Source organism: Thalassotalea insulae (assembly GCF_030161395.1).
Taxonomy (GTDB): Bacteria; Pseudomonadota; Gammaproteobacteria; order Enterobacterales; family Alteromonadaceae; genus Thalassotalea_E; species Thalassotalea_E insulae.
Genome location: NZ_BSST01000001.1, coordinates 2,447,782 through 2,472,532, shown reverse-complemented (window position 1 = coordinate 2,472,532; position 24,751 = coordinate 2,447,782). Strand labels below are relative to the sequence as shown.

At 40.2% G+C, this 24,751-nt stretch carries 25 protein-coding genes; 6 read left to right on the top strand and 19 right to left on the bottom strand.

Annotated features, from left to right (window positions below; all coding sequences use genetic code 11):
- Positions 1-3: 3 nt before the first annotated feature.
- The 12 genes from rplV to QQK06_RS11140 all read right to left on the bottom strand — a co-directional run bounded on the left by rplV (position 4) and on the right by QQK06_RS11140 (position 9,213).
- Positions 4-336: a 50S ribosomal protein L22 gene (gene rplV / locus QQK06_RS11195; protein ID WP_284244760.1), complete on the bottom strand. Its 333-nt coding sequence runs from the start codon at positions 334-336 to the stop codon at positions 4-6.
- 11 nt (positions 337-347) lie between these two features.
- The gene (gene rpsS / locus QQK06_RS11190) at positions 348-623 is read right to left on the bottom strand and encodes a 30S ribosomal protein S19 (protein WP_284244759.1); all 276 of its coding nucleotides are present in this window, start codon (positions 621-623) and stop codon (positions 348-350) included.
- Between the two features lie 29 nt (positions 624-652).
- On the bottom strand, positions 653-1,477 hold the full coding sequence (gene rplB, locus QQK06_RS11185; protein WP_284244758.1) for a 50S ribosomal protein L2: 825 nt from the start codon (positions 1,475-1,477) through the stop codon (positions 653-655).
- Positions 1,478-1,489: 12 nt separating this feature from the next.
- Entirely contained in the window at positions 1,490-1,792 is a 303-nt protein-coding gene (rplW, locus tag QQK06_RS11180; RefSeq protein ID WP_284244757.1) for a 50S ribosomal protein L23, read from the bottom strand.
- On the bottom strand, positions 1,789-2,394 hold the full coding sequence (rplD, locus tag QQK06_RS11175) for a 50S ribosomal protein L4 (RefSeq protein ID WP_284244756.1): 606 nt from the start codon (positions 2,392-2,394) through the stop codon (positions 1,789-1,791). The genes rplW and rplD overlap by 4 nt, the downstream gene beginning before the upstream one ends.
- A 17-nt stretch (positions 2,395-2,411) precedes the next feature.
- The gene (rplC, locus tag QQK06_RS11170) at positions 2,412-3,050 is read right to left on the bottom strand and encodes a 50S ribosomal protein L3 (protein ID WP_284244755.1); all 639 of its coding nucleotides are present in this window, start codon (positions 3,048-3,050) and stop codon (positions 2,412-2,414) included.
- A 15-nt stretch (positions 3,051-3,065) separates the two neighbouring features.
- Positions 3,066-3,377 carry a 30S ribosomal protein S10 gene (gene rpsJ / locus QQK06_RS11165; protein ID WP_206483177.1) on the bottom strand — a complete coding sequence of 104 codons (312 nt, stop codon included), beginning with the start codon at positions 3,375-3,377 and terminating at the stop codon, positions 3,066-3,068.
- 274 nt (positions 3,378-3,651) lie between these two features.
- Positions 3,652-4,899, bottom strand: coding sequence for a PDZ domain-containing protein (locus QQK06_RS11160; RefSeq protein ID WP_284244754.1), 1,248 nt, complete (start codon positions 4,897-4,899; stop codon positions 3,652-3,654).
- A gap of 329 nt (positions 4,900-5,228) precedes the next feature.
- Positions 5,229-6,482 carry a PDZ domain-containing protein gene (locus QQK06_RS11155; RefSeq protein WP_284244753.1) on the bottom strand — a complete coding sequence of 418 codons (1,254 nt, stop codon included), beginning with the start codon at positions 6,480-6,482 and terminating at the stop codon, positions 5,229-5,231.
- Between the two features lie 134 nt (positions 6,483-6,616).
- Positions 6,617-8,182: a PDZ domain-containing protein gene (locus tag QQK06_RS11150; protein ID WP_284244752.1), complete on the bottom strand. Its 1,566-nt coding sequence runs from the start codon at positions 8,180-8,182 to the stop codon at positions 6,617-6,619.
- Positions 8,166-8,684 carry a hypothetical protein gene (locus tag QQK06_RS11145; RefSeq protein WP_284244751.1) on the bottom strand — a complete coding sequence of 173 codons (519 nt, stop codon included), beginning with the start codon at positions 8,682-8,684 and terminating at the stop codon, positions 8,166-8,168. Before QQK06_RS11145 ends, QQK06_RS11150 begins: the two co-directional genes overlap by 17 nt.
- Positions 8,671-9,213 carry an RNA polymerase sigma factor gene (locus tag QQK06_RS11140; protein WP_284244750.1) on the bottom strand — a complete coding sequence of 181 codons (543 nt, stop codon included), beginning with the start codon at positions 9,211-9,213 and terminating at the stop codon, positions 8,671-8,673. Before QQK06_RS11140 ends, QQK06_RS11145 begins: the two co-directional genes overlap by 14 nt.
- A 206-nt stretch (positions 9,214-9,419) precedes the next feature.
- On the opposite strand from QQK06_RS11140, the gene fusA reads away from it, so the two are divergent.
- The 4 genes from fusA (at position 9,420) to QQK06_RS11120 (ending at position 14,951) form a co-directional block, all read left to right on the top strand.
- Positions 9,420-11,507: an elongation factor G gene (gene fusA, locus QQK06_RS11135; protein WP_284244749.1), complete on the top strand. Its 2,088-nt coding sequence runs from the start codon at positions 9,420-9,422 to the stop codon at positions 11,505-11,507.
- A 243-nt stretch (positions 11,508-11,750) separates the two neighbouring features.
- Positions 11,751-13,259 (top strand): leucyl aminopeptidase, encoded by a 1,509-nt coding sequence (locus QQK06_RS11130; protein ID WP_284244748.1) that lies wholly within the window; start codon positions 11,751-11,753, stop codon positions 13,257-13,259.
- Between the two features lie 154 nt (positions 13,260-13,413).
- The gene (locus tag QQK06_RS11125; RefSeq protein WP_284244747.1) at positions 13,414-13,764 is read left to right on the top strand and encodes a YciI family protein; all 351 of its coding nucleotides are present in this window, start codon (positions 13,414-13,416) and stop codon (positions 13,762-13,764) included.
- The gene (locus QQK06_RS11120; RefSeq protein ID WP_284244746.1) at positions 13,764-14,951 is read left to right on the top strand and encodes an RNA polymerase sigma factor; all 1,188 of its coding nucleotides are present in this window, start codon (positions 13,764-13,766) and stop codon (positions 14,949-14,951) included. The genes QQK06_RS11125 and QQK06_RS11120 overlap by 1 nt, the downstream gene beginning before the upstream one ends.
- Before the next feature lie 242 nt (positions 14,952-15,193).
- Here QQK06_RS11120 and QQK06_RS11115 read toward each other — a convergent pair whose 3' ends face one another.
- The 7 genes from QQK06_RS11115 to prmA form a co-directional block, all read right to left on the bottom strand.
- The gene (locus QQK06_RS11115; RefSeq protein ID WP_284244745.1) at positions 15,194-16,009 is read right to left on the bottom strand and encodes a mechanosensitive ion channel family protein; all 816 of its coding nucleotides are present in this window, start codon (positions 16,007-16,009) and stop codon (positions 15,194-15,196) included.
- Positions 16,010-16,184: 175 nt separating this feature from the next.
- Positions 16,185-17,471, bottom strand: coding sequence for a phosphoribosylamine--glycine ligase (gene purD, locus QQK06_RS11110; protein WP_284244744.1), 1,287 nt, complete (start codon positions 17,469-17,471; stop codon positions 16,185-16,187).
- 66 nt (positions 17,472-17,537) lie between these two features.
- On the bottom strand, positions 17,538-18,344 hold the full coding sequence (locus QQK06_RS11105; RefSeq protein ID WP_284244743.1) for a class I SAM-dependent methyltransferase: 807 nt from the start codon (positions 18,342-18,344) through the stop codon (positions 17,538-17,540).
- Between the two features lie 325 nt (positions 18,345-18,669).
- Positions 18,670-20,271, bottom strand: coding sequence for a bifunctional phosphoribosylaminoimidazolecarboxamide formyltransferase/IMP cyclohydrolase (gene purH, locus QQK06_RS11100; RefSeq protein WP_284244742.1), 1,602 nt, complete (start codon positions 20,269-20,271; stop codon positions 18,670-18,672).
- Positions 20,272-20,453: 182 nt separating this feature from the next.
- Positions 20,454-20,741, bottom strand: coding sequence for a DNA-binding transcriptional regulator Fis (fis, locus tag QQK06_RS11095; protein ID WP_284244741.1), 288 nt, complete (start codon positions 20,739-20,741; stop codon positions 20,454-20,456).
- A 17-nt stretch (positions 20,742-20,758) separates the two neighbouring features.
- Positions 20,759-21,724 carry a tRNA dihydrouridine synthase DusB gene (dusB, locus tag QQK06_RS11090; protein ID WP_284244740.1) on the bottom strand — a complete coding sequence of 322 codons (966 nt, stop codon included), beginning with the start codon at positions 21,722-21,724 and terminating at the stop codon, positions 20,759-20,761.
- Positions 21,725-21,896: 172 nt separating this feature from the next.
- Positions 21,897-22,778 (bottom strand): 50S ribosomal protein L11 methyltransferase, encoded by an 882-nt coding sequence (gene prmA, locus QQK06_RS11085; RefSeq protein ID WP_284244739.1) that lies wholly within the window; start codon positions 22,776-22,778, stop codon positions 21,897-21,899.
- A 119-nt stretch (positions 22,779-22,897) separates the two neighbouring features.
- On the opposite strand from prmA, the gene QQK06_RS11080 reads away from it, so the two are divergent.
- On the top strand, positions 22,898-23,653 hold the full coding sequence (locus QQK06_RS11080) for a substrate-binding periplasmic protein (RefSeq protein WP_284244738.1): 756 nt from the start codon (positions 22,898-22,900) through the stop codon (positions 23,651-23,653).
- Between the two features lie 16 nt (positions 23,654-23,669).
- Positions 23,670-24,635, top strand: coding sequence for a siroheme synthase (locus QQK06_RS11075; protein WP_284244737.1), 966 nt, complete (start codon positions 23,670-23,672; stop codon positions 24,633-24,635).
- Positions 24,636-24,751: the final 116 nt, after the last annotated feature.

Below are 24,751 nucleotides of genomic sequence, written 5' to 3'. Positions count from 1 at the left end.
CTCCTAGCTATCAGCTACAATCACAGTAATGTGACTTGTACGCTTAAGGATACGATCCGCGCGACCTTTCGCACGAGGCTTAATACGCTTCATTGTTGGACCATCGTCAACCATAATAGTTTTAACGAATAATTCATCAATATCTGCACCTTCGTTGTGTTCGGCATTAGCGATTGCTGAGTTTAAAACTTTCTTCACTAACACTGCAGCACCTTTGTTGCTGTAGTCTAAGATCTCTAAAGCTTTCTCAACGTTTAAGCCGCGGATTTGATCCACTACTAAACGCGCTTTTTGTGCTGAACCACGGGCAAATTTATGTTTAGCAATAGCTTCCATTTAACTTCCCCTTATCTTTTCGCTTTCTTATCGACGACGTGGCCGCGATAAGTACGAGTTGGTGCAAATTCACCTAATTTGTGACCGATCATTTCTTCGGTAACAAATACAGGAACGTGTTGACGGCCATTATGGACAGCTATGGTCAATCCGATCATATTTGGAATGATCATTGAACGACGGGACCAAGTTTTAATTGGCTTTTTATTCCCGCTTTCCAGAGCTTTCTCTACCTTCGTCAACAAGTGTAGGTCTATAAATGGACCTTTCTTGAGAGAACGTGGCATGGTGATTCCTCTTTAATTAATAAGTACTATTATTTAGTACGACGACGTACGATAAACTTATCAGTACGCTTGTTCTTACGAGTCTTATAACCCTTAGTTGGTACACCCCAAGGAGATACCGGATGACGACCGCCTGAAGTTTTACCTTCACCACCACCGTGTGGGTGATCAACTGGGTTCATGGCAACACCACGAACAGTTGGGCGAACACCACGCCAACGTTGAGCACCAGCTTTACCCAATGAGCGAAGCATGTGTTCTGCGTTACCGATTTCACCTAAAGTAGCACGACAATCTGCTTCGATTTTACGCATTTCGCCAGAGCGAAGACGTAAAGTAACGTAAGCACCGTCTTTAGCAACTAATTGAGCATAAGTACCCGCTGCACGAGCGATTTGAGCACCTTTGCCAGGTTTAAGTTCGATTGCGTGAATAACACTACCTAATGGTGTGTTACGCAATGGTAATGTATTACCTGCTTTGATTGGCGCGTCTACACCAGACTGGATTTTATCACCAGCTTTAAGGCCTTTTGGAGCCAAGATGTAACGACGTTCACCATCTGCATATAATACTAACGCAATGTTAGCACTACGGTTTGGATCATATTCCAAACGCTCTACAGTTGCAGGGATACCATCTTTAGTACGTTTAAAGTCAATTACGCGATAGTGTTGCTTGTGACCACCACCAACGTGACGAACTGTAATACGACCCGTGTTGTTACGACCACCAGACTTAGAGTTTTTCTCTAATAATGGAGCGTAAGGCTTACCTTTGTGCAACTCTGGGTTAACCACTTTAACAACGTGGCGACGACCCGGAGAAGTAGGTTTACATTTTACGATAGCCATTTATACCTTCTCCTATGCTTCTGCGCCAACGAAGTCGATGTCGCTGCCTTCAGCAAGAGTAACGTAGGCTTTTTTCCAATCGCTTCTGCGACCAAAACGAGCACCTGTACGTTTTGTCTTACCTTTAACATTTAATGTGCGAACACCTTCAACTGAAACGTCAAAAAGTTTCTCAACAGCTGCTTTGATTTCAGCTTTAGTAGCATTAGTAGCAACTTTGAAAACAACCGTGTTGTTTGCTTCAGCAGCCATTGTGCTTTTCTCAGAAATGTTCGGTGCCAAAAGCACTTTTAACAAACGTTCTTCGCTTATCATGCTAACATCTCCTCAATTTGCTTAACTGCAGAAGCAGTCATCAATACTTTTTCGAAACCAACTAAGCTTACAGGGTCGATACCCGCTACGTCGCGAACGTCAACTTTGTATAAGTTACGAGCAGATAAGAACAAGTTTTCAGTTACTTCAGGAGTAACAATTAACACGTCTTTAAGCTCTAAACCTTTAAGCTTGGCAACTAATTCTTTAGTTTTTGGCGTTTCAACAGCAAAATCATTTACCACAACTAAGCGTTCTTGACGAACTAACTCAGATAAGATGCTAGCAATAGCACCGCGGTACATTTTACGGTTTACTTTTTGGCTGTGGTCTTGAGGCTTAGCAGCGAATGTTACGCCACCAGTTCTCCAGATTGGTCCACGAGTTGTACCAGCACGTGCACGGCCAGTACCTTTTTGACGCCATGGTTTTGCGCCACCGCCGCTTACTTCTGAACGAGTTTTTTGAGCACGAGTACCTTGACGAGCACCAGCTGCATATGCAACTACTACTTGATGTACTAAAGCTTCATTAAACTCACGTCCAAAAGTTGCTTCGGAAACTTCAAGAGCGCCTGAAGCGTCTTTTAATGCTAATTCCATCACAAATCTCCTGGGCGTTATGCTTTAACAGCTGGTTTAATGATTACGTTGCCGTTGATTGCACCTGGAACTGAACCTTTAATAAGGAGCAAGTTACGTTCTGCATCAACACGAACCAATTCAAGGTTTTGCGTAGTAGTCTTCACAGCACCCATATGACCAGACATTTTTTTGCCTTTGAATACACGACCTGGTGTTTGACACTGGCCGATCGAACCGTTAGAACGGTGAGAAATAGAGTTACCGTGCGTAGCATCTTGCATGCTAAAGTTCCAACGCTTAATACCACCTTGGAAACCTTTACCTTTAGAAGTACCGGTTACGTCTACTAATTTCGTGTCGTTGAATAACTCAACAGTGATTTCACTGCCAGCTTCAAGACCTTCACCTTCATTTTCGTTTAAACGGAATTCCCACAAGCCGCGGCCTGCTTCGATACCTGCTTTCGCGAAATGTCCAGCAGCTGGTTTGTTAACACGGTTAGCTTTTTTGCTTCCCGTAGTAACTTGAAGCGCTGAATAACCATCGTTGTCTACAGTTTTAACCTGAGCAACACGGTTGGCTTCAACTTCTAGGACTGTAACAGGAGTGGAAACGCCATCTTCAGTGAAGATACGAGTCATACCAACTTTACGTCCAACTAGACCTATAGTCATGTTAAAAACCCCCTATTAACCCAAGCTAATTTGAACGTCAACACCAGCTGCTAAGTCTAAACGCATTAATGCGTCAACAGTCTTTTCAGTAGGTTCAACGATATCAATTAAACGCTTGTGAGTACGAATTTCATACTGATCACGCGCATCTTTGTTAACGTGTGGAGAAATCAAAACTGTGAAACGTTCTTTGCGAGTAGGTAATGGAATAGGACCACGAACCTGTGCGCCAGTACGTTTAGCAGTGTCAACGATTTCTGCTGTAGATTGATCAATCAAACGATGATCGAACGCTTTCAAACGAATGCGAATTCTTTGATTTGTCATGAAACAAATCCCCAATTTAAAGAACGAACAAAATACTGCCCATCACCTTTTTATTGAAAAGGGGGGAGTATCGCTATTTACATTCAACCCCCTATCGGGGTTGCTGTGTGAACTAAATTCTATAAAGCAATTTAGCTAAATTCTCGCCGGCTAGGCCGAACGTGAGCGCGTATTATACACGAATATTAAACGCAGACAACCATTTGTTTAAATTGCCCACGTTTATCATTTATGGATACGCGCCTTAATCTTTCTGTAAGTATGTCTACTTTAATTAACCATCTTTATTAGTATATTGATTTCTTGAGTGGATCACCGCGCCCATACGTTCAGCGACTATCCGGGTTAGGCTATCTTGCATTTTGCCTTCTTTACCAATTTCCAATAAATACTCTTTCGTTTCATCCGCTGAGGCTAAATCGAAAGTTAAACTAAAGTCCGTCGTTTGCGGCTTATTCGCTTTACGCTCAACTACGACCACTTTATCTAATGCTAGGCCAGTGCTCTTATAATGTTCCGCTAAGGCTAGTAATAGCTGGTCAAACTCAAACTGCACTTGTTTTGGTAATTTTGCTTGTCCATAAACATTATTTTTTCCATCAGCAGCTGCCAACTGATAAAACGCTTCTGGCACTAATACCGGTACATGCTTTGCCGTCACTGTTTTTTTCTGACCATTTCGTAACACGGTAAATGCAAGCTTTTTACTGTAAGGAATACTTTTTACATACTGATTAAGTAAGCCATATGGATTTTCGCCGTTATTAGCAAGCTCTTTTTCTTCGCCCAACTTAGTTACAATATCGCCCGGTTTAATGTCCAGCGTGCTGGCAATGGAGTTAGGGATGATCATTTTAACGGCAAAGCCATTACTGTTACCTTTATTGGTATCAAACACAATACCGAAATACTGGTTTTCTTTTATCGGAAAAACATTGGTTTTACCATTTTTTTGATGATGCGCAACCTTGTTCATTGTCAGCATCAATTGCTGTTCTAATTCTGCTGGTAAACCTTCAGTTGTGACAAACTTTTTATTTTTATTAGCTTCTATCAACGGGGCTGTATCACAGGTTAATGGCTGCGTTTCATCTTTTTCAATATAAACGCCATTTTGCTCTGAATAACCAATACGGTAATAATGACCCGCTTCGGCATTCAGATGAAACATACGCTGCACTGGCTGAGGTGGATTAGAAATTTGACGACCTCGAGAAATATTTTTGTTATGAACAATATATTCTTCTTTTTTCCATTGATTAAGTACTATGGTATGTTCGCCTACCTCGACTAAGTAATCATATTCGCCGTTTACTACTTTTCTTGACGCTTTTTGTTTCTTATCTGTTAGGACGACAGACTTACCATTACTACCCGCCAATTCTAAAACACTAGCTTCACCATTTAATGTACTAGGAGCAAAGTTAAATACTGCACACTTTTCATCGGCATAACTCGTCCCCATGACTAAACCCGTTGCAAGAAATGCTACGGCTTTCACAATTACTTTATTTTTCATCATAATGTTTCCTTTTTGTTATGAAGTAGTTAAAATTTACACTTCTTCACAGATATGTCAAAAGTTCAGCACAACTAAATGCTAATCAGTCATCACAATCACAGTGAGTAAAAGCAATTAATCATTTGATGTTAATCAAGCACAAAACCGTTCTTCCGAGTATTCTCGCTTTGTGCTCTATTAGCATTTTGCTTTTTACAAATAAAAAAGAGGGTATTTTGAAACATCCTCCGACAAACTTTATGAGGTTTTAAATTAAAAACCTTTACCCATTTTAATCTCTATAGGGATATTGACTTCTCGATTGGCCCACAATAAATAAGCGCTGCTACTTACCGCCCGCTACCAGCTGTACTTATAGGATCTTTTCCTGTGTACTGAGTCCTAGCTCCAACCACTGCTCCCATGCGTTCAGCTGCCATTCGTAAATTACGATTCTGCATTTTCCCTTCCTTACCTATTTTCATTAAATACGCATGCAAGTCACTACGTGAAGCTAGATCCATCGTTAAACTAAAATTCACACCAGTATCTTTTTTTCGCTCTACCACAACTAGATTATCTTCGGTATGCTTTGTCTGTTTATAGTATGCTCCTAATGCCAATAGCAATTGATCAAATTCAAACTGCAATTGTTTAGGTAACGCTGCTTGCCCATAAACTTTGTTGCCACCATCATCATTGATTTGATAAAACGATTCAGGTACTAGTACTGGCTTATGTATAGTTGAAACAGTTTGCTTATTGCCGTTTCTAATCACACTAAATAACAATTCTTTGCTAAAAGGAACGTTTTTAACGTAAGTATTAAGTAAGCGATATGGGTTTTGTGTATCACCAGAGACTTCTTTTTCACCCATAGCGGTCACATAGTCTCCCGCTTTCAAGTTTAGGGTACTGGCTACGGAATTAGGTAAAATCGTTTTGACTAAAAAGCCGTTACTACTACCTTTACTGGTATCAAAGACAATACCGAAATATTGATTCTCTTTAATTGGGAAGACATTGGTGTTGCTGTCTTTTTGGTATTGAGCAACTTTGCTCATTGTTACCATTAATTGAGTCTCTAACTCCGATGGTAATTTATCACTCAATGCAACTCGGTTGCTGGTATTAGCTTCGACTAACGCGACATTATCACAAGCAAGTTCCTGCTCCTGATCACTCTCAATATATATGCCATTCTTGTCAGAATATCCAATGCGATAGGCATGATTAGCCTGTGCATTTAAATGAAGTAAGCGCTGTACTGGTTGAGGAGGGTTGGCGATTTGTCGACCTCGCTGGATATTCTTATTATGGCTGATATAGTCATCTTTTTTCCATTGATTAAGGACAATCGTATGCTCGCCAGCTTCAACATAATAATCATATTCCCCTTTAGCGACTTTTTTATATCCCTTGCTTCGCTTATCCGTTAACAAGACCGACTTACCATTACTACCCGCTAATTCTAATACACTGGCTTTACCTGCTATTTCACCTGGCACAAACTTAAAAACCGCACACTGTTCCTCTGCATAACTTGCAAAAGCAATCATGGCACCTATCGCTATCACTAAAACTTTACTTATTCTGCTATACATTCTAATTTTCCTTTTTACTGATAATAAGACATGGTCAATAGGTTCCACACAAACATAAATCCACACCATCGTTTAATACGTATTGCCGATCATCTGGTGAACTTATTTTTGCTATACGATATATCCAAGCAAGATTATTTATTAGTCGAGTTATTACCAGAGCCAGAATTATTACCCGATCCAGAATTGATAGTTGATGTAGTCGAACGGATATAACTATTATGAGGACTCCTACTATTTTCCCTTCCTCCCCGCATTACTTCACGCTCGAGAAACACTCTAACAATGCTGTCTTTCACAATTCTTGTGCCCTGCTGTTTATGTGCATCTTGAATATATTTTTCAGATTGCAAATCAAGTTTAAGCTCAAAGGCTGATAAGTAATTCGGTTGATAAGTTCCACTTAACTCAACTATTTGACCAGTGCGCTTAACCGAAAGCGACACATCTTGTTGTTCTTGCCAATCTTGTACCTGAGTCAGGAACTTGCTCACGCTATCTGTTAATAATTGCTTATCCGCACCACTGACGATAATGTCTCCAGCTTTTAATCCTAGTTTAGCTAAAGGGCTATTGCTGTCTATCGAACTCACTAACAGCCCCTTACCACTAAGCGCTTTTCCTCTAATTCCCAGGCTTTTACTCGTCTTTTGCTCTCTGTGAAGCCGAATTTGCTCTGCATCGATACCCTGAGATTGATAATAGCGTTGCAACGCTAAAATTTGACGTTCGTAATCAAAAGTTAAATTTGACTCAAGAGCTTTACTGTTAACAATTTTAGCTGATGTTATATCTGTTGAGCTCAAAGAATAACTGCTACCCGGGATAATAGGTAAACGATTCTCTCCAGTTAAACTTAAAGGTAAACCATTTCTAAGTACTTTAAATGTTAATTGCGACTGATAATTTGTGTCTTGCAAGTAATTACTAAACACATCACGTGCAACTCCCTGTCTGGAGTTGATTCGCTCTCCTCCCAATTCAATTAGTAAATCACCAGATTTCAAACCAAGATTTGCCGCTAACGAAAAAGGTAAAATGGATAACACTTTAATTTGTCCGTCTTCAGTATATTCATCATCAATGACGGCACCAAAATAACTATCCATTTTCACCGACATGACATTACTCGGTGCCAAACCATTGGCCCTGTGATACTGGCTCACGCGGGTCATAACATCAGATAGTTCCTGCTCTAACTTTTCTGGCAAAGGATTAGGGTCAAGATAAATCCTATTGACCACTCCTAATAACTTTTCTTTGCTACTGACCGTACAATTTTTTGTTTGCTCACTAACCACTTCAAATACAGGTATTGACGAATTATCAGCTAATGCAATTTTAACTTCCTGATCGGCTGACAACTTCAAATAAGCAATCCCAGATTTTAATCGACTAAGATCGATTTTACGATTTCTAATCTGCGAGTTAAATCGATTCGTTTTAAAATACGACTTTGGATACTGCACAAAAGTAATAGCATGTTCGCCTGGTACAATTTGATAACGAATAGTACCGTTAGCAATTTTCTGTAAATTGCGTTCAAAAGCAACAGGTTTACTATCTACCGCAGCAATATCAATCACATAGTCCTCTGACTGTTTAAACGACAGACTGCCACATTGCTGATTTTCATCCGCGTTTGCCAACGGGCTAAGAACCATAAGAAAAATTGGTGACCATTTAAATACTGAATTCATTTTCATCTTCTCCCGTAGACAATAAATGCTGCTGAATTAGTTCTTTTCGTTTTTGTAAAATGTCTAACTTTTCTTTGGTGGTTGTCGCTTGATATAACTCGCCATCTAAATTTCGTAGTTGCTCGACTAACGCGGCTTGCCGAAAAGTGATCCGTTGCTCAAAATTGACTTTGTCTTCCAGCATCATATTCACTAGTAAGACATCTTCTATTTGCTGCTGTAAGTTGTAATTGCTCCACATTAACCAAGTCACAGCAGCAAAGAATACGGAAGCTGCACTCGAATATAGAAATCGTCTAAACATAGAGTATTTTTTAGCTTTGACATTTCTACTTATATCCTGCCAAACAGCAGCAGGTGGTTGCATTATTTCAATATGTTTCGCGGAAACAGTTAATGCCATTAATTTTGTTCGTTCTGTTGCACATTGAGTGCATTGTTCGATATGTCTTAACTCTAATTCCGTTAAAGACTCTTTTAATCGATCACTATTGATATGCATGACCTTTAACCTCTTGGAATAATCGAATACGTTTTAACGCTCTGGAAACGATAGATTTTGAATAACTTGGTGTTTTTGACACTAAGACCGCTATTTCTTCATGGTTATACTGCTCGACAATAAATAGCCATAAAACTAATCGTTCAACTTCTGTTACTTTCGCTAACAGCGATTCAATTAATTGGCTATCTATCACTTGTTGAGAAATACAAGCACCGACTTCAAAGCCGTCATCAGGCAATTCCCCCATAAATACCATGCGTTTTTCTCGTTTAATAAAATTTAACGTATTGTTAAATGCAATACGTTTAGCCCACGCTATAAATGATTGCTTGTTTTTATAAAATTGCAGTGATTCAAAAATATCGGCAAAGGTATCATGCAATAACTCTTGTGCCGTATCCTGTTGACGGCAGATCTTAAAAATCACGGTATATATTTGTGGAGATATCAATCGATAACAGCGCTCAAAAGCATCGCTTCTTCCTTGCTTCATTTGTTCGACGATACTCTCTTCCCAAATATCCAAAAAACTTTTCCTTTTTTGTTGTTATGTATCTTTAAACAAATAGAGTTAAAAAAGCGTCGCAACTTTTTTAATTTTTTTTAAGAATGATTAGCCTACCATATCAATTCCCCTCAAATAGCAATTTTATTCCCCCAAACTATGTTTGTTTTCGTTAACTTCTGGTATACTCGCGCGGTTTTTATTCACTAACCCTTTAGAGCAATACAATGGCAGATTTAAGCAAATACAGAAATATTGGTATTTTCGCTCACGTTGATGCTGGTAAAACAACGACAACTGAACGAATTTTGAAACTTACAGGTATGATCCATAAAATTGGTGAGGTTCACGATGGTGAGTCAACAACTGACTTCATGGAGCAAGAGGCAGAGCGTGGTATTACTATCCAGTCAGCGGCTGTAACTTGTGAGTGGAAAAAGCACCGTTTTAACGTTATCGACACCCCGGGTCACGTTGACTTCACTGTTGAAGTATACCGTTCATTAAAAGTACTAGATGGTGGTATCGGTGTATTCTGTGGTTCTGGTGGTGTTGAACCGCAATCAGAAACTAACTGGCGCTATGCTAACGAATCTAAAGTAGCTCGTTTAATTTTCGTTAACAAATTAGACCGTTTAGGTGCAAACTTCTTCCGCGTTAAAGATCAAGTTGAGAACGTACTAGGTGCGCGTCCACTTGTTATGACTTTACCAATTGGTGAAGAAGATAACTTCGTTGGTGTTGTCGACGTATTATCGCAAAAAGCTTATGTATGGGATGATTCAGGTCAACCTGAAAACTACGAAATCACTGATATCCCTGCTGACTTAGTAGACCAAGCAGCTGAATACCGTGAACAGTTAATCGAAACTGCTTTAGAAGCAGATGAAGATTTATTAATGGAATACCTAGAAGGTGAGCTTGACCCAACAGAAGAGCAAATCAAAGCATGTATCCGTAAAGGGACTAACGAGTTATTATTCTTCCCAACATACTGTGGTTCTGCATTTAAGAACAAAGGTATGCAACTACTTCTTGATGCTGTTGTTGATTATTTACCTTCACCAACTGAAGTTCCGCCTCAGCCGTTAACTGACGAAGAAGGTGAACCTACTGGTAAATTCGCTATCGTTGATGCTGAAGAACCTTTCCGTGCGCTTGCGTTTAAAATTATGGATGACCGTTTTGGTGCCCTTACTTTCGTACGTATCTACTCAGGTCGTATTAAGAAAGGTGACACAATCCTTAACTCGTTTACTGGTAAAACAGAGCGTGTTGGTCGTATGGTTGAAATGCAAGCAGAAGATCGTACTGAATTGTCAGAAGCACAAGCTGGTGACATCTTAGCTATCGTTGGTATGAAGAACGTACAAACAGGTCACACATTATGTGATCCTAAGAATGAGTGTACTTTAGAAGCCATGGTATTCCCAGAACCAGTAATCTCAATCGCGGTTGCGCCTAAAGATAAAGGTTCTACTGAGAAAATGGGTATTGCTATCGGTAAAATGGTTGCTGAAGATCCAACGTTCCAAGTTGAAACTGACGAAGATTCAGGTGAAACCATTCTTAAAGGTATGGGTGAACTTCACTTAGATATCAAAGTAGATATCTTGAAGCGTACTTACGGTGTAGAACTTGAAGTTGGTAAGCCACAAGTAGCATACCGTGAAACTATCACAGGCGAAATTGAAGACTCTTATACGCATAAGAAACAATCTGGTGGTTCTGGTCAATTTGGTAAAATCGATTACCGCATCAAGCCAGGTGAACCAAACTCAGGTTTCACATTCAAGTCTACAGTTGTTGGTGGTAACGTTCCTAAGGAATTCTTCCCTGCAATCGAGAAAGGCTTCAAAGGCATGATGGACGAAGGTGTTCTTGCTGGCTTCCCGGTATTAGACGTTGAAGTAGAATTATTCGACGGTGGTTTCCACGCAGTGGATTCATCAGCCGTAGCGTTCGAAATCGCAGCGAAAGGTGCATTCCGTCAGTCTATTCCTAAAGCAGGTCCTCAACTAATTGAACCTATCATGAAAGTTGACGTATTCACTCCTGAAGATCACGTTGGTGATGTAATCGGTGATTTGAACCGTCGTCGTGGTATGATCAAAGACCAAGAAGCTGGCACTACTGGTGTTCGCATCAAAGCTGACGTACCACTTTCAGAAATGTTCGGTTACATCGGACACCTACGTACAATGACATCAGGTCGTGGTCAATTCTCTATGGAATTCTCTCACTATAACCCATGTCCACAAAACGTAGCTGAAGAAGTTATTGCTGAAGTTAAAGCACGTAACGAGAAAAAATAATTTCTAACATTTAGTTAGATTATTTCAAAGCCCTGCTAACTAGCGGGGCTTTTTGATCTAGATACACACAATATCACAACAACAACTGTCATCACCTTATACAATTGTCTTACTTTCTCCATAGTATTTGCTATTAATCTCACCCTGCATTCCATTAATCTTATAGCCATTAATTTAACATCTAAATCAGGTAGTATGTTTCTTAAAATACGTCCAAATATAACAACAAATAAGGAAATTCAGATGATAAAATTTTCTAAATTCACTTTAACCATTGCAATGCTATCGGCAGCTACTCTATGTCAAGCAGATAACTTTTCATTCACTAGTCAAGTAAACGACAAATCAGATACACTCGTAGTGTTTCATGGCATCAATGGTGTAAATAAAACCTTTAAAACATTTGATGTAAAAACAAATGGCCAGCTAAGCAAGGCTATGCAGGCAACAGATTTTAAAGGAGACTATGGCAAATTTGTTACAGTAATAGCACCAAATAACATCAACTATCAACGGGTGTTAATCGTTGGTGTTGACAACAATCAGTTATCGAAAAAGCAAATCACTAAACTCGGCGGTAATATTTCCGCACGATTAGAACATAAGCAAATAAAGACCATTACTGTTGCTGCCGATGATTTAGGCCAAAACAATGCCAAAACCAGTGCTTTACTTGCTCATGGCATAAATTTAAGAGCCTACCAATTTGATAAATACCGCAAGGAAAAACGCGTAGAAAAAAACTACCTGTTTGATGTTAATAACGGTAAAACGAGCCAAAATGCTTTTACGCCACTATCGCACATTGCAAGTGGAGTATTTTTTGCTCGCGATCTCACTAATGAAACAGCTACAGAAATGACACCTGTTGAATTTGCCCAAGCAGCACAGTCCTTAAAAAAATTAGGAGTAAAGGTCAAAATACTCACGCCAAAAGAAATTAAGAAGCTCGGTATGGGAGCGTTAGAAGGAGTTGGCCGTGGTAGTAAAGACGGATCTCGACTAGTTATTGCTCATTACAAAAATAGTGACGATGCGCCAATTGCTATCGCTGGTAAAGGCATAACCTTCGACTCAGGCGGTTACAATATTAAAACCAGTAACTCAATTGCTCACATGAAAGTGGATATGGCAGGTGCCGCTGCTGCACTTGGTACCATTAAAGCACTGGCGCTTAGCAAAACAAAAGTAAATGTTGTTGCCGTGATGGGTATGGCCGCCAATATGGTTTCTGAATACTCAATTGCACCTGGTGATGTGTTAACCACTGCCGAAGGCTTAACCGTAGAAATCACCAATACCGATGCTGAAGGGCGACTAGTGCTTTCAGATGCTATGTGGTATGCAAGAAAATATTACAAACCACAGGTCATGGTAGATTTAGCAACTCTGACAGGCTCCAAAATACGGGCAGTAGGAAATGACTATGCAGCAATCTTTTCGGAAAGTGACGAGCTGGTCAGTGAACTTATCAATGCTGGTGAGCAAGTAAACGAAAACCTGTGGCGTCTACCTTTAGGTTATAAAGATAAACTCAACAGTGACATTGCCGATCTTCGTAATACGGGAACAGGTGGACCTGGTGCCACAACAGCAGCAAGTTTCCTACAGCATTTTGCAGGTGATGTAAAATGGGCGCATTTAGATATTGCAGGCAACGCATTAGCCGATTCTGCAAAAGGTGAAGTACCTAAAGGTGGTACGGGTTATGGCGTTCGCTTATTAACCGAATGGATCTTAAGTAACAGATAAACAACTTTTTTATTCTCCTAAAAGAGCACTTCGGTGCTTTTTTTTATCATTAAAAAAAAATATAGTGAAGCTGTCGGGAAATAGTCTCGTTAATCGTCTTATTACTGAGAGCGACCAATTTGCGCTTTATTTATAACACTTAAGGAGTAAAACTATGCAATATCTATGTTTAATTTTTGAATCGGAAGCACTTGCAGCTCAACGTGATGAAAAAGCTAATGAGGCGTTAATCGATGAGTACAGGAAGTTTACTGACGACATCGATACATCAGGTCATCATATTGGAGGTGAAGCATTAATGCCAACTGAGACTGCGACAACAGTTAGGGTACGTAATGGCGAAACAATAACAACCGATGGTCCTTTTGCAGAAACTAAAGAACAGTTAGGTGGCTACTACCTTATTGAAGCGGCCTCTTTGGACGATGCAATCAACATAGCAGCAAAAATCCCCTCAGCAAAAGATGGTTGCGTAGAAGTAAGACCGATCATGAAGTTTGATTAATGCAATCATTCGAAACAATTATTAAAAACGCTTATGGGACCGCATTTGCGGTCCTAAATAAACGTTTTCAAGACATTCAACAGGTTGAAGATGCATTACAATATGCTTGTATGAAGGCTATTAACAATTGGCAAACAGAAAATATTTCAAATGCCAAAGCTTGGCTGATTAAAGTCGCTAGTAATTATATTTTTGATGAACTCAAAAAGCATAAGCCAAAATATATCGAACATCCGGATTTTATTAGCCCTGTTGAGACTGCATATGAATATGAAGATGCAACATTAGGGCTAATATTTACCTGCTGTCATCCAAGTATAACAAAAGAAAATCAAGTAGCGCTTTGTTTAAAGTGGGTCATGGGATTTGACAATAAGAGCATTTCAAGAGCCCTACTGATTAGCGAAAAAACACTAGAGCAACGCATAACTCGCACTAAAAGAAAAATTATTGCGAACAATATCGACTTTATCCTACCTACACAATCACACTTAAGAACACGTCTAGATGCCGTTAACAGAGTGTTATATTTAGTTTTTAACGAGGGGTATTTTGGTAACTCAGGACGTATATTGTTATCGAATACTCTTTGCATGCAAGCTATCTACTTAATGAGACTAATATGTCGAAAATATCGTGGTACTCCCTCTAGCCTTGCACTGTTGTCACTAATGTTATTCATTCAAGCACGAGCGCCAGCTAGAGCCACCGACAAAGTGACCTTGCTCGAGTTCCAAGATCGCACAAAGTGGGACAAGGCAATGATTAGTATAGCCGATATCTTACTGCAAAAATCACTAAAACAAGCCCCCCCTACCAGTTACCATATTCAAGCTGCTATTGCCGGTCTTCATAGTCAAGCAAGTTCCTATCAAAATACTGACTGGCATCAAATATGTTTACTTTACGAAAAATTAATCACCTATGATTACTCTCCCGCAATTACCGTAAACCTCGCCGTTGCCTTAATGCAGAAGAACGATTTGGAACGGGCTAAGATGAAGTTAGATACAGTCGCCGCTTCGTTATCAAACTACCCACCGTATTTTATCACCAGAGCTTTCCTTTTTGAGCGAATGGGATTAGTAAGTGAAGCCAAGGGGCAACTTAAGCATGCTTTTTTGCTAAGTCAAAGTGATGCCGAGAGAAACTTTATTAAAGATAAGTTGATTCAGCTTGCTCTATAATAATAAGTGTGTACAAACTTGGTATTATCAGTATGAGTAGAAAGACGTGAATGACATATGATTAAACTTTTCGCCTTTCAGAAACCTTAGCTAAACTTCAACCTAGTAAAGTGTTAGTACGTTCGCTTCTTAACCGAATGGATTCAAGCTCAAGTAAATCAGTAAATCAGTAAATCAGTTCGACATATTAAACAAAAAGCCTGCAAATTAAGGTTTGCAGGCTTTTTTAAAGAAAATATAACCTAATCTTCTTTAATAATATGAACGTCGCGCTGTGGAAACGGAATAGTAATACCCGCTTTATCAAACGCTACTTTCAGTTGCTCATGGGTTGCAAAATACACTTCCCAATAGTCATCCGACTGACACCAAGGGCGTACAGTAATATCTATTGAGCTGGCACCATGACCTGAAATAAAAACGTCTGCTAATGGTTCTTTTAGCACTTGGTCGTTAGCGTCTAACACCTCTCTGATCACTGATTTTGCCTGTGCAATATCGTCACCATAACTAACCCCAAACTTCATATCGACGCGACGTGTTGGTTCAGCAAAAATATTTTTCACACAGCCATTTGATAATAAGCCATTTGGAATATACACCCGCTGATTATCTAATGTAGTGATCAGGGTATTAAAGATCTGTATCTCTATCACTCGCCCTAAATGACCTTGAGCTTCAATGACATCCCCCACTTTGAAAGGTTTGAAAAACAAAATCAGTACTCCACCGGCAAGGTTCGATAAACTCCCCTGCAATGCTAACCCAACCGCTAAACCAGCGGCACCTAACATAGCAATAAGTGAAGCCGTCTCCACACCAACCATAGAAGCAAAGATAATTAACAAGATAGCTTTTAGTACGATGCCGATAAAACTTAATAGGAAGCGTTGTAAGGTAACTTCAATCTTCGCTCGATCCATTGAGTAATCAATAGCCTTCAATATTCGACCTATAACCCACCAGCCGATAAGCAATACTAGCAGGGCTAAGATAAAGCTCATGCCATATTGCATGGCAAAATCCGTCATAAGTTGAGTGATTTTTTCCAGGTTCATTTGTAGATTCCGTTTAAAATATGCCAGATGAATGGTTAAGCATAAGGAATTATTAGTTTTAAATCTAGTTGCTTAACTGCTATGAACGTTCAGTTTGAAGTTAATTGGTAATCGTCTTCAAATAAAAAAGGCTGAAGTAACCATACTTCAGCCTTTTTTATCACGCTTGAAACTACTACGCTTGCTCTCTGGCAATCGCGCGGTAAGCGATATCAGTTCTATATTCCACACCATTCCAGCTGATTTGCTGAAGTAATTCGTACGCTGCTTTTTGTGCTGCAGTCACTGTTTCACCTAATGCTGTTGCACATAACACACGGCCACCTGAGGTCACTATTTCACCATTTAGTTCTGCAGTACCAGCATGGAAAGTCTTACGATCGGTTAACTGATTTGTTGATAGTCCTGAAATAACTTCGCCCTTTTCATAGCTACCAGGATAACCGCCTGCCGCTAGTACCACACCGACAGCTGCTCGGCTATCAAATTCAATGTTTGTTTGGTCAAGTTCGCCACGACAAGCAGCAAGACACAAATTCACTAAATCAGAATTTAAGCGCATCATAATAGGCTGAGTCTCAGGATCACCAAACCGACAGTTATATTCAATCACTTTTGGCGTACCATCTGACGCAATCATTAAGCCTGCATATAAGAAACCTGTATAAGGCGCTTCTTCTTTGGCCATGCCTTCAACTGTTGGCATGATCACTTCATTCATAATACGATCATGGATTTCAGCCGTTACTACAGGTGCAGGTGAATAAGCCCCCATACCACCAGTATTTGGCCCTTTATCACCATTATAAGCACGCTTATGATCCTGGCTGGTGGCAAATGGTAAAACATTTTTACCATCAACCATAACAATAAAGCTAGCCTCTTCACCTTCAAGAAACTCTTCTATCACTACTCGGTGACCTGCGTCACCAAAAGCGTTACCAGCAAGCATATCTTTAATTGCCTCTTCTGCTTCTTCAAGGGTCATCGCAACAATCACCCCTTTACCCGCAGCAAGACCATCGGCTTTTACCACAATAGGAGCACCTTGCTGACGAACATATGTCAGCGCAGGTTCAATTTCCGTGAAATTAGCATATGCTGCTGTTGGTATATTATGACGAGCCAAAAAGTCTTTAGTGAACGCTTTTGAACCTTCCAGTTGAGCCGCTTTTGCACTCGGACCGAAAATCACTAAATCTTGAGCCTGAAATGCATCAACAACACCATCAACTAATGGTTGCTCTGGACCAACAATAGTTAAAGCAATATCATTGGTTTTGGCAAATTCAACCAGCTTGTCTATTTCACTAACAGAAATGGCAACATTTTCCAATTTAGCTTCCGTCGCCGTACCTGCATTACCCGGTGCAACAAAAACTTTTGCAACTTGTTCTGATTGAGCCGCTTTCCACGCTAACGCATGTTCACGACCACCACTACCAATGACTAAAATGTTCATATTAAATATTTCCTAATAAAGCTTTAACAGGCAGGCTGGGTATCAATAACCGGCCTGCACTATTTGTTATTTTATAAATTTCAAAGTCATGCGATCTGATTCACCAATCGCGAGATATTTTTCTTTATCCTGTTCGCCTAAACGTAATGATGGCGGTAACGTCCACACCCCTTTAGGATGATTAGCATTGTCTTTGGGATTGGCATTAATTTCACTGCTTGCTGCTAACTTAAAGCCAGCTTCTTCTGCATATTTTACCGCTAGCGCCTGAGGAACATAACCACTGCGTTTATTATCTTTCCATGATTGATTTTCTGGCATACGGTGTTCAACCACCCCTAGCACACCACCTTTTTTTAACGCCTTATAAGCATCTTTAAATACTTGTGCCATACCTTCTTCGCCCCAGTTATGGAGGTTACGAAAGGTTAAAACAAGATCAGCACTCTCTGCTGGAGCAAGCTTGCTCGCTTTTTTTGGGATAAAATTAGTGAGCTCTACTTCACTAAAAACCGCATTACTTGCTAGTTTCTTCTCTAAGTTACGACGAGAATTAGAATAATAATTATCTTCGCCAGTGTCAGGATAATGCGCGCCGTAAAGCTTCCCCTTACCTTTTAACGCTGGCGCCAGAATTTCGGTATACCAACCACCACCAGGAGCAATTTCCACTACAGTCATATTTGCATTAAAGCCAAAAAAATTGAGTGTTTCCATTGGATGACGATATTGATCACGGGCCTTGTTAGCGGCGCTGCGATGTTCACCATTAATTGCTTGCTCTAACTGAGAATTATCTGTGCCGGCAAAAGATACCGAAGCAAATGACAAGCTGATAACTGATGCTGTGATGAGTGTTTTTATTGTTTTCATGCTATCTTCCATAAATAATTGACTAAGATTAACTAATTTCGAGGTTATTTATAACAGATTATAAGAACACGCATCGAGGAATATTCATTCACCCTCGACTAAAAATAATTCACTTAGCACTAACAAACACGACCCTTACTCGTTTTCCCACCACATATAATTACTCTATTGCTCTATGTAAAAACAAAGAATAACCAATGATGTATTAATTAGTTTGTTGTTTAAGGTAAATGAACCATTTTCAAGGCAGAAGCGCGGAGGCTAGTTTACTAGCTGAGCACTTCTAACAAAGAAAATAGTTCTATTTAACGACAACAAAGGCTAATTAATGGCGGAAATGGCGCATGCCGGTGAACACCATGGCAATGCCATGTTCGTCGGCTGCTGCGATCACTTCATCATCACGCATTGAACCACCCGGTTGAATCACCGCAGTGATACCAGCTTTCGCTGCTGCATCTAGGCCATCGCGGAACGGGAAGAAGGCATCAGATGCCATAACTGAACCTTTCACTTCAAGGTTTTCATCTGAGGCTTTAATTCCGGCAACTTTTGCCGAATAAACTCGGCTCATTTGACCGGCGCCAACACCAATCGTCATGCTATTTTTAACATACACGATAGCATTTGATTTAACGTATTTAGCGACCTTCCAGCAAAATTTCAAATCGCGCATTTCATCGTCAGTTGGCTGACGTTTAGTCACTACTTTTAGATCGGCATCAGTAACTCGTCCCTGGTCTCTGTCTTGCACTAATAAACCACCGTTTACGCGCTTATAATCGAAACCTGATGTTTGATTATCCCACTGGCCACATTCTAATAAACGAACATTTGGCTTAGCCGCAACAATTTGGGCCGCAGCGTCAGAGATGCTTGGTGCAATAATCACTTCGACAAATTGACGTGAAACAATCGCTTCTGCGGTATCAGCATCTAACTCACGGTTAAAAGCAATAATGCCACCAAAAGCAGAGGTAGGATCGGTTTTATAGGCAAGTTCATACGCGCCTAAAATATTTTCGCTGATCGCTACACCGCAAGGGTTCGCATGTTTAACGATGACACAAGCAGGTTCGTCAAATTCTTTAACACATTCTAACGCAGCATCGGTATCGGCAATATTGTTATAAGATAACGCTTTACCTTGAATCTGGTTTGCCGTAGCAACTGATGCTTCTTCAGGGTTCGCTTCAACATAGAAAGCTGCATCCTGATGTGAGTTTTCACCGTAACGTAAATCTTGTGATTTGATAAACTGGCTATTAAACGTGCGTGGGAATTTATTTTTCTCTTCAAAATTAACCGCTGTGTTCTCTTCACCATGTGCAGACAACATTTGCCCGAAATAATTCGCAATCATACCGTCATAAGCTGCCGTGTGCTCATAAGCCGCAATTGCCAAATCAAAACGGGTATTGTAAGTTAACGAGTCATTATTAACGTTCATTTCCGCCAATACGCGGTCATAATCACCAGCATTAACGATAATTGTGACATCTTTATGGTTTTTCGCCGCTGCTCGTACCATAGTAGGGCCACCGATATCGATATTTTCAATCGCATCTTCTAAAGAACAACCGTCTTTTGCCACTGTATTTGCGAACGGATATAAGTTCACTACCACCATATCAATTGCATCAATGTTATTTTCACTCATTACCGCTTCGTCCATACCACGACGAGCTAAGATGCCACCGTGAATTTTAGGATGAAGGGTTTTGACGCGACCATCCATAATTTCAGGATGACCTGTATGATCAGAGACTTCAGTGACCTGAATGCCGTTATCCGCTAATAATTTAGCCGTGCCACCCGTTGATAAAATATCAACACCTTTTTGAGCTAGGCTGCGGGCAAAATCTACAATACCAGTTTTGTCAGATACACTTAACAGTGCACGTTTGATCGGGCGTGGAGTATCCATTGCTTTATCAGTTACCTTTAGATTTAAAATAATGTCTGGCCTTTGACACTTGTCCTTGGCGAAAAATCCTAATTATACCAATTCGATTAATTTTACTTCCTGACCTTTTGGTCAATTTCGATCTGCTATAAGTAAAAAAGCACCCGAGGGTGCTTTTTTATTGCAGGTTAACCTGCATCATTTTAGTTCATACCATACTTTTTAAGCTTCTTACGTAGCGTACCACGGTTAATGCCTAACAAGTTGGCAGCACGAGTTTGATTGCCACGAGTATATTTCATCACTTCTTCAAGCATTGGCGCTTCGATTTCTGATAATACTAATTCATACATATCATCAACATCGTTGCCGTTTAATTGAGATAAGTAGTTGCTAATTGCGATTTTTGCCTGGCTGCGTAATGGTGATGCCTCAGTTTGAGTTTGCATGTTACCAGTTACGAATGGAGATGAAATATTTTGTTCAAACATAAAGTTCAGACTCTTTCTTAATTTAAATTATCAAAAAACCTAGTTAATGCTTCAAGCTGATCTTGCTCAGACTCTAATGCATTAAAAATAGAACGAAATTGTTTTTCTTGAGCTAGCGTTTGCAAGTACCAAGAAACGTGCTTACGGGCAAATCGAACACCCATAAAGTCACCATAAAATTTGTGTAATTCTTTTACGTGCTCAATAACTATCGAGCGTATCTCTTCCAATGAGGGGGATGCTAATAACTGACCAGTTTCCAGAAAATAATTAATTTCTCTAAAAATCCAAGGACGCCCTTGAGCCCCCCGGCCAACCATAATGGCATCTGCTCCTGTGTATTGAAGAACTTGAGCTGCTTTTTCAGCACTCGTAATATCGCCATTCGCTACGACAGGAATTGAAACCGCTTTTTTAATTGCGCGAATCGTCTCGTATTCCGCTTCACCTTTGTAAAAGTCGCTGCGAGTTCGACCATGCACCACTAAAGACTGAATACCATTCGCTTCGGCAATTTTCGCTATTTCTATACCATTGCGCGAGTTTTCGCACCATCCCGTACGAATTTTTAACGTTACTGGCACTGCAACTTTACTGACAACCGATTGAACAATCTGTTCCACTAAAGCTGGTTCTTTCAGTAACGCCGACCCCGCTAATTTTTTATTTACCTTTTTTGCCGGACAGCCCATATTGATATCGATGATTTGTGCACCATTCTCAACATTTATCTGTGCGGCAAAAGCTAGCTCCTGTGGATCTGATCCGGCAATCTGCACTGAACGGATACCTGCCTGATCACTATGCACTAAACGGCGTTTAGATTTGTCGGTATTCCACACTTTAGGATTCGACGATACCATTTCAGATACCGCTAATCCTGCCCCCATTTGACAACATAATTGTCGAAATGGTTGGTCGGTAATTCCGGCCATTGGGGCAAGCATAGTATTACTTGCTAAAGAATAAGAACCTATCTTCACACTGTTGCTTTTTTGAGCTACCTTTCAAAAGGGCGCTAAGTTTACGCGTTTTTTTTAGGATTGAAAAGCATAGAAATTGAACAAATGTCAGTTTTTTTGCTGATTTTATTATTGACATTTTGCAAACACTTGATGTGCGCATAAATTGTACAATCTCTGCGCTATATATCGGTTATTTTCTTCGACCAGAAAGGCGTACCCACTCCTCCTGCACAGTAACAGGTTCCATCTCACACCAGTTACCGTAAAGCGATTGTAGTTCTTCTGCTTGTGTTTCCAGCACACCGGATAAGGCGAGTAACCCTTTATCACCAACAAAAGCCATTATGGTTGGGGCTAATTCACGTAACGGTCCCGCTAAAATATTGGCAACAACCACATCTGCGGTTAGCTGAGGTTGATCTTTTGGCAGATATAATTCCAACCTATCTTCAACCCCGTTACGTTTGGCATTCTCTTTGCTCGCCTGTAAGGCTTGTGGATCGATATCAATCCCTATAACTTTTTTCGCGCCAAGCTTTAATGCCGCAAGCGATAAAATGCCGGAGCCACAACCAAAATCCACGACAGTTTTATCCGATAAATCTAAACTATCTAACCAGGTTAAACACAAAGCTGTCGTAGGGTGAGTACCTGTGCCAAATGCTAAGCCTGGGTCTAGCATTACGTTAACAGCGTCAGGCTCTGGTACTTCACGCCAGCTTGGACAAATCCAGAGCCGTTGACCAAATTTCATCGGATGAAAATTATCCATCCATTCTCGTTCCCAGTCTTTATCTTCTATCTGTTCAAGCTTGTAGCGCATGTTATCGCCATCCGGATGAATGCTTTTTAAGTACCTTAATACTTTATCCATATCATAACTGGCATCATACAAGCCCATAACAATAGTATTTGACCAATAGATGACCTCATCTCCTGGAAGAGGTTCATAAATGGGCGTATCTTTGGCGTCAATAAAAGTCACGGCTTGTGCACCACAGGCACTTAACCAGTCACTATATTTTTCCGCAGTTTCTTCATCAGCATTTAATCTTAGCTGTATCCAAGGCATGTTCTTTCTCACTCACTATACTTTAGCAGTAGTTTACCTTGTCTATCGGAAAAACTCATTGCTATTTGACGGCGCGCGCGACAAACTTAAACTATCCATGAGTAAGAAGGACGGCTAATATGGCATATCAATATGGTATTAAAGGCTTATTGATTTTAGCCTTATATTGCTCATTTTTCGTTAGTGCACAGCGTTACACCTTTGTTACCGAAGATCTGCCCCCTTTGCAAATTGAAACCAAGGATGGCAAAGCCAGCGGCGCATTAGTCGAACTAATTGAATTACTCATTAATGAAAGCGAAATAAATGGCAAGATTCAATTTTTTCCCTGGGCCAGAAGCTATGAACTGGCACTAGACACTCCCAATATTTTTATTTTTTCAATGTTACGAAGCGCAGAACGGGAAGACAACTTTATCTGGATTGGTAAGATATTTACCATTCGCTCTTACCTCGCGTCGCTAAAATCGAGAACTGATATCAAAATCGATAATATCGAACAGGCAAAGCAGTATTCCGTTGGTTCAATTCGCCACGATTTGGCCGAAAGCTATTTATTAAAGAAAGGATTTAAACCTGGAGAGAACCTTTATATCAGTAGTAAATATCCGGTGTTATGGAGTATGCTCTATAGCGGCAGGACAGATATGGCTTTTACTAACAGTATCGTATGGCAGCATGAAATAACTAAAGCCGGCTTAGATGCCAGTCAACTAAAACTGGTTTATCAAATCCCAGACTTTGCTTCCGATCTCTACTTAGCAGCCAACCGAACAATTGCTCCAGAGGTAATTAATAAGCTCAAAAAAAGCTTGGCACTAATCAAAGCAGATGGCCGATATGATAAGCTATTAGCAAAATGGCATTTACACTAACAGCAAAGCTTAAAATATGAAATATTTCCCTATTTTTCTCACCGCTAACAAACTCAATGTGCTGATCGTAGGTGGAGGTGATGTCGCCGCTCGTAAAATTGAACTGCTATTAAAAACCACTAACATCATCACGGTGATGAGTGAGCAAGTTAATACCAGTGTTGAGCGGCTAATCAATGAACATCAACTCACTTGGTTTAATCATAACTATCAAAACGGCCACTTATCGGCATTTAATTTGGTCATTGCCGCAACAGACGATAATAAAGTCAACGCCGCAATTTCCAAAGAAGCAGAGCAGCACAAAATATTAGTGAACGTGGTCGATCAACCGGAACTGTGTAGCTATATTACTCCCGCAATAATTGATAGATCCCCGATGATCATTGCGATGTCGAGTTCAGGTAGCGCCCCTATTTTATTGCGCATGCTAAGAGAACAAATCGAAAAAGCACTGCCAAATGGTTATGGCAAGCTCGCCGAATTCAGCTATAAATTTCGCGATCATGTCAAAGCGCGGATAAAAACTATCCGAAATCGAAGATCGTTTTGGGAACGAATATTAAGAGGGCCAATAGGCAATGCCATACTAGAGGGCAACAATCAACAGGCGGAGCAGCAACTAATTGCCAGTTTAAAGAGTGAAGTGCCACCACCAATCGGAGAAATTACATTTATCCATACCCTGGATGGCGATCCGGATAAACTGACTTTAGCCGCTCATCGGGAGATGCAATTTGCCGATGCTGTGTTTTATGATAAGCAAGTCAATCAATTATTAATTGAATATATTAGACGCGATGCAGACAAATTCCCTCAGGATATTCCATCTTCAATTTTGATCAATTTTCAGCATGCATTGGAGTTAGCCGAATCGGGCCAAAAAGTCATTTATCTACTGGCAGAGCATCAAGCTTTACCCCACAACTCAGCCCTTGCACTTAGTCATATAACAGTTAAAGAACTGGTAAGCGGAAAATAAACAAAAAAAAGCCTAATTTATGCACAAATTAGGCTTTATACCAATTGAAATAAATATTTAACCCACTTGGTATTAACGTATTCGACGTAAAATGGGGGATTTTACGTGTTTATACC

What these genes read in the sequence shown, in the direction of transcription:
- rplC (WP_284244755.1), bottom strand. Translation starts at nt 3,050, where the DNA reads ATGACTATAGGTCTAGTTGGACGTAAAGTTGGTATGACTCGTATCTTC.
- rpsJ (WP_206483177.1), bottom strand. Translation starts at nt 3,377, where the DNA reads ATGACAAATCAAAGAATTCGCATTCGTTTGAAAGCGTTCGATCATCGT.
- QQK06_RS11130 (WP_284244748.1), top strand. Translation starts at nt 11,751, where the DNA reads ATGATAAAATTTTCTAAATTCACTTTAACCATTGCAATGCTATCGGCA.
- purD (WP_284244744.1), bottom strand. Translation starts at nt 17,471, where the DNA reads ATGAACATTTTAGTCATTGGTAGTGGTGGTCGTGAACATGCGTTAGCG.
- QQK06_RS11160 (WP_284244754.1), bottom strand. Translation starts at nt 4,899, where the DNA reads ATGATGAAAAATAAAGTAATTGTGAAAGCCGTAGCATTTCTTGCAACG.
- fis (WP_284244741.1), bottom strand. Translation starts at nt 20,741, where the DNA reads ATGTTTGAACAAAATATTTCATCTCCATTCGTAACTGGTAACATGCAA.
- prmA (WP_284244739.1), bottom strand. Translation starts at nt 22,778, where the DNA reads ATGCCTTGGATACAGCTAAGATTAAATGCTGATGAAGAAACTGCGGAA.
- rplB (WP_284244758.1), bottom strand. Translation starts at nt 1,477, where the DNA reads ATGGCTATCGTAAAATGTAAACCTACTTCTCCGGGTCGTCGCCACGTT.
- QQK06_RS11105 (WP_284244743.1), bottom strand. Translation starts at nt 18,344, where the DNA reads ATGAAAACAATAAAAACACTCATCACAGCATCAGTTATCAGCTTGTCA.
- QQK06_RS11125 (WP_284244747.1), top strand. Translation starts at nt 13,414, where the DNA reads ATGCAATATCTATGTTTAATTTTTGAATCGGAAGCACTTGCAGCTCAA.
- QQK06_RS11145 (WP_284244751.1), bottom strand. Translation starts at nt 8,684, where the DNA reads ATGCATATCAATAGTGATCGATTAAAAGAGTCTTTAACGGAATTAGAG.
- QQK06_RS11115 (WP_284244745.1), bottom strand. Translation starts at nt 16,009, where the DNA reads ATGAACCTGGAAAAAATCACTCAACTTATGACGGATTTTGCCATGCAA.
- fusA (WP_284244749.1), top strand. Translation starts at nt 9,420, where the DNA reads ATGGCAGATTTAAGCAAATACAGAAATATTGGTATTTTCGCTCACGTT.
- QQK06_RS11155 (WP_284244753.1), bottom strand. Translation starts at nt 6,482, where the DNA reads ATGTATAGCAGAATAAGTAAAGTTTTAGTGATAGCGATAGGTGCCATG.
- purH (WP_284244742.1), bottom strand. Translation starts at nt 20,271, where the DNA reads ATGGATACTCCACGCCCGATCAAACGTGCACTGTTAAGTGTATCTGAC.
- QQK06_RS11075 (WP_284244737.1), top strand. Translation starts at nt 23,670, where the DNA reads ATGAAATATTTCCCTATTTTTCTCACCGCTAACAAACTCAATGTGCTG.
- QQK06_RS11080 (WP_284244738.1), top strand. Translation starts at nt 22,898, where the DNA reads ATGGCATATCAATATGGTATTAAAGGCTTATTGATTTTAGCCTTATAT.
- rpsS (WP_284244759.1), bottom strand. Translation starts at nt 623, where the DNA reads ATGCCACGTTCTCTCAAGAAAGGTCCATTTATAGACCTACACTTGTTG.
- QQK06_RS11150 (WP_284244752.1), bottom strand. Translation starts at nt 8,182, where the DNA reads ATGAATTCAGTATTTAAATGGTCACCAATTTTTCTTATGGTTCTTAGC.
- rplW (WP_284244757.1), bottom strand. Translation starts at nt 1,792, where the DNA reads ATGATAAGCGAAGAACGTTTGTTAAAAGTGCTTTTGGCACCGAACATT.
- QQK06_RS11120 (WP_284244746.1), top strand. Translation starts at nt 13,764, where the DNA reads ATGCAATCATTCGAAACAATTATTAAAAACGCTTATGGGACCGCATTT.
- rplD (WP_284244756.1), bottom strand. Translation starts at nt 2,394, where the DNA reads ATGGAATTAGCATTAAAAGACGCTTCAGGCGCTCTTGAAGTTTCCGAA.
- rplV (WP_284244760.1), bottom strand. Translation starts at nt 336, where the DNA reads ATGGAAGCTATTGCTAAACATAAATTTGCCCGTGGTTCAGCACAAAAA.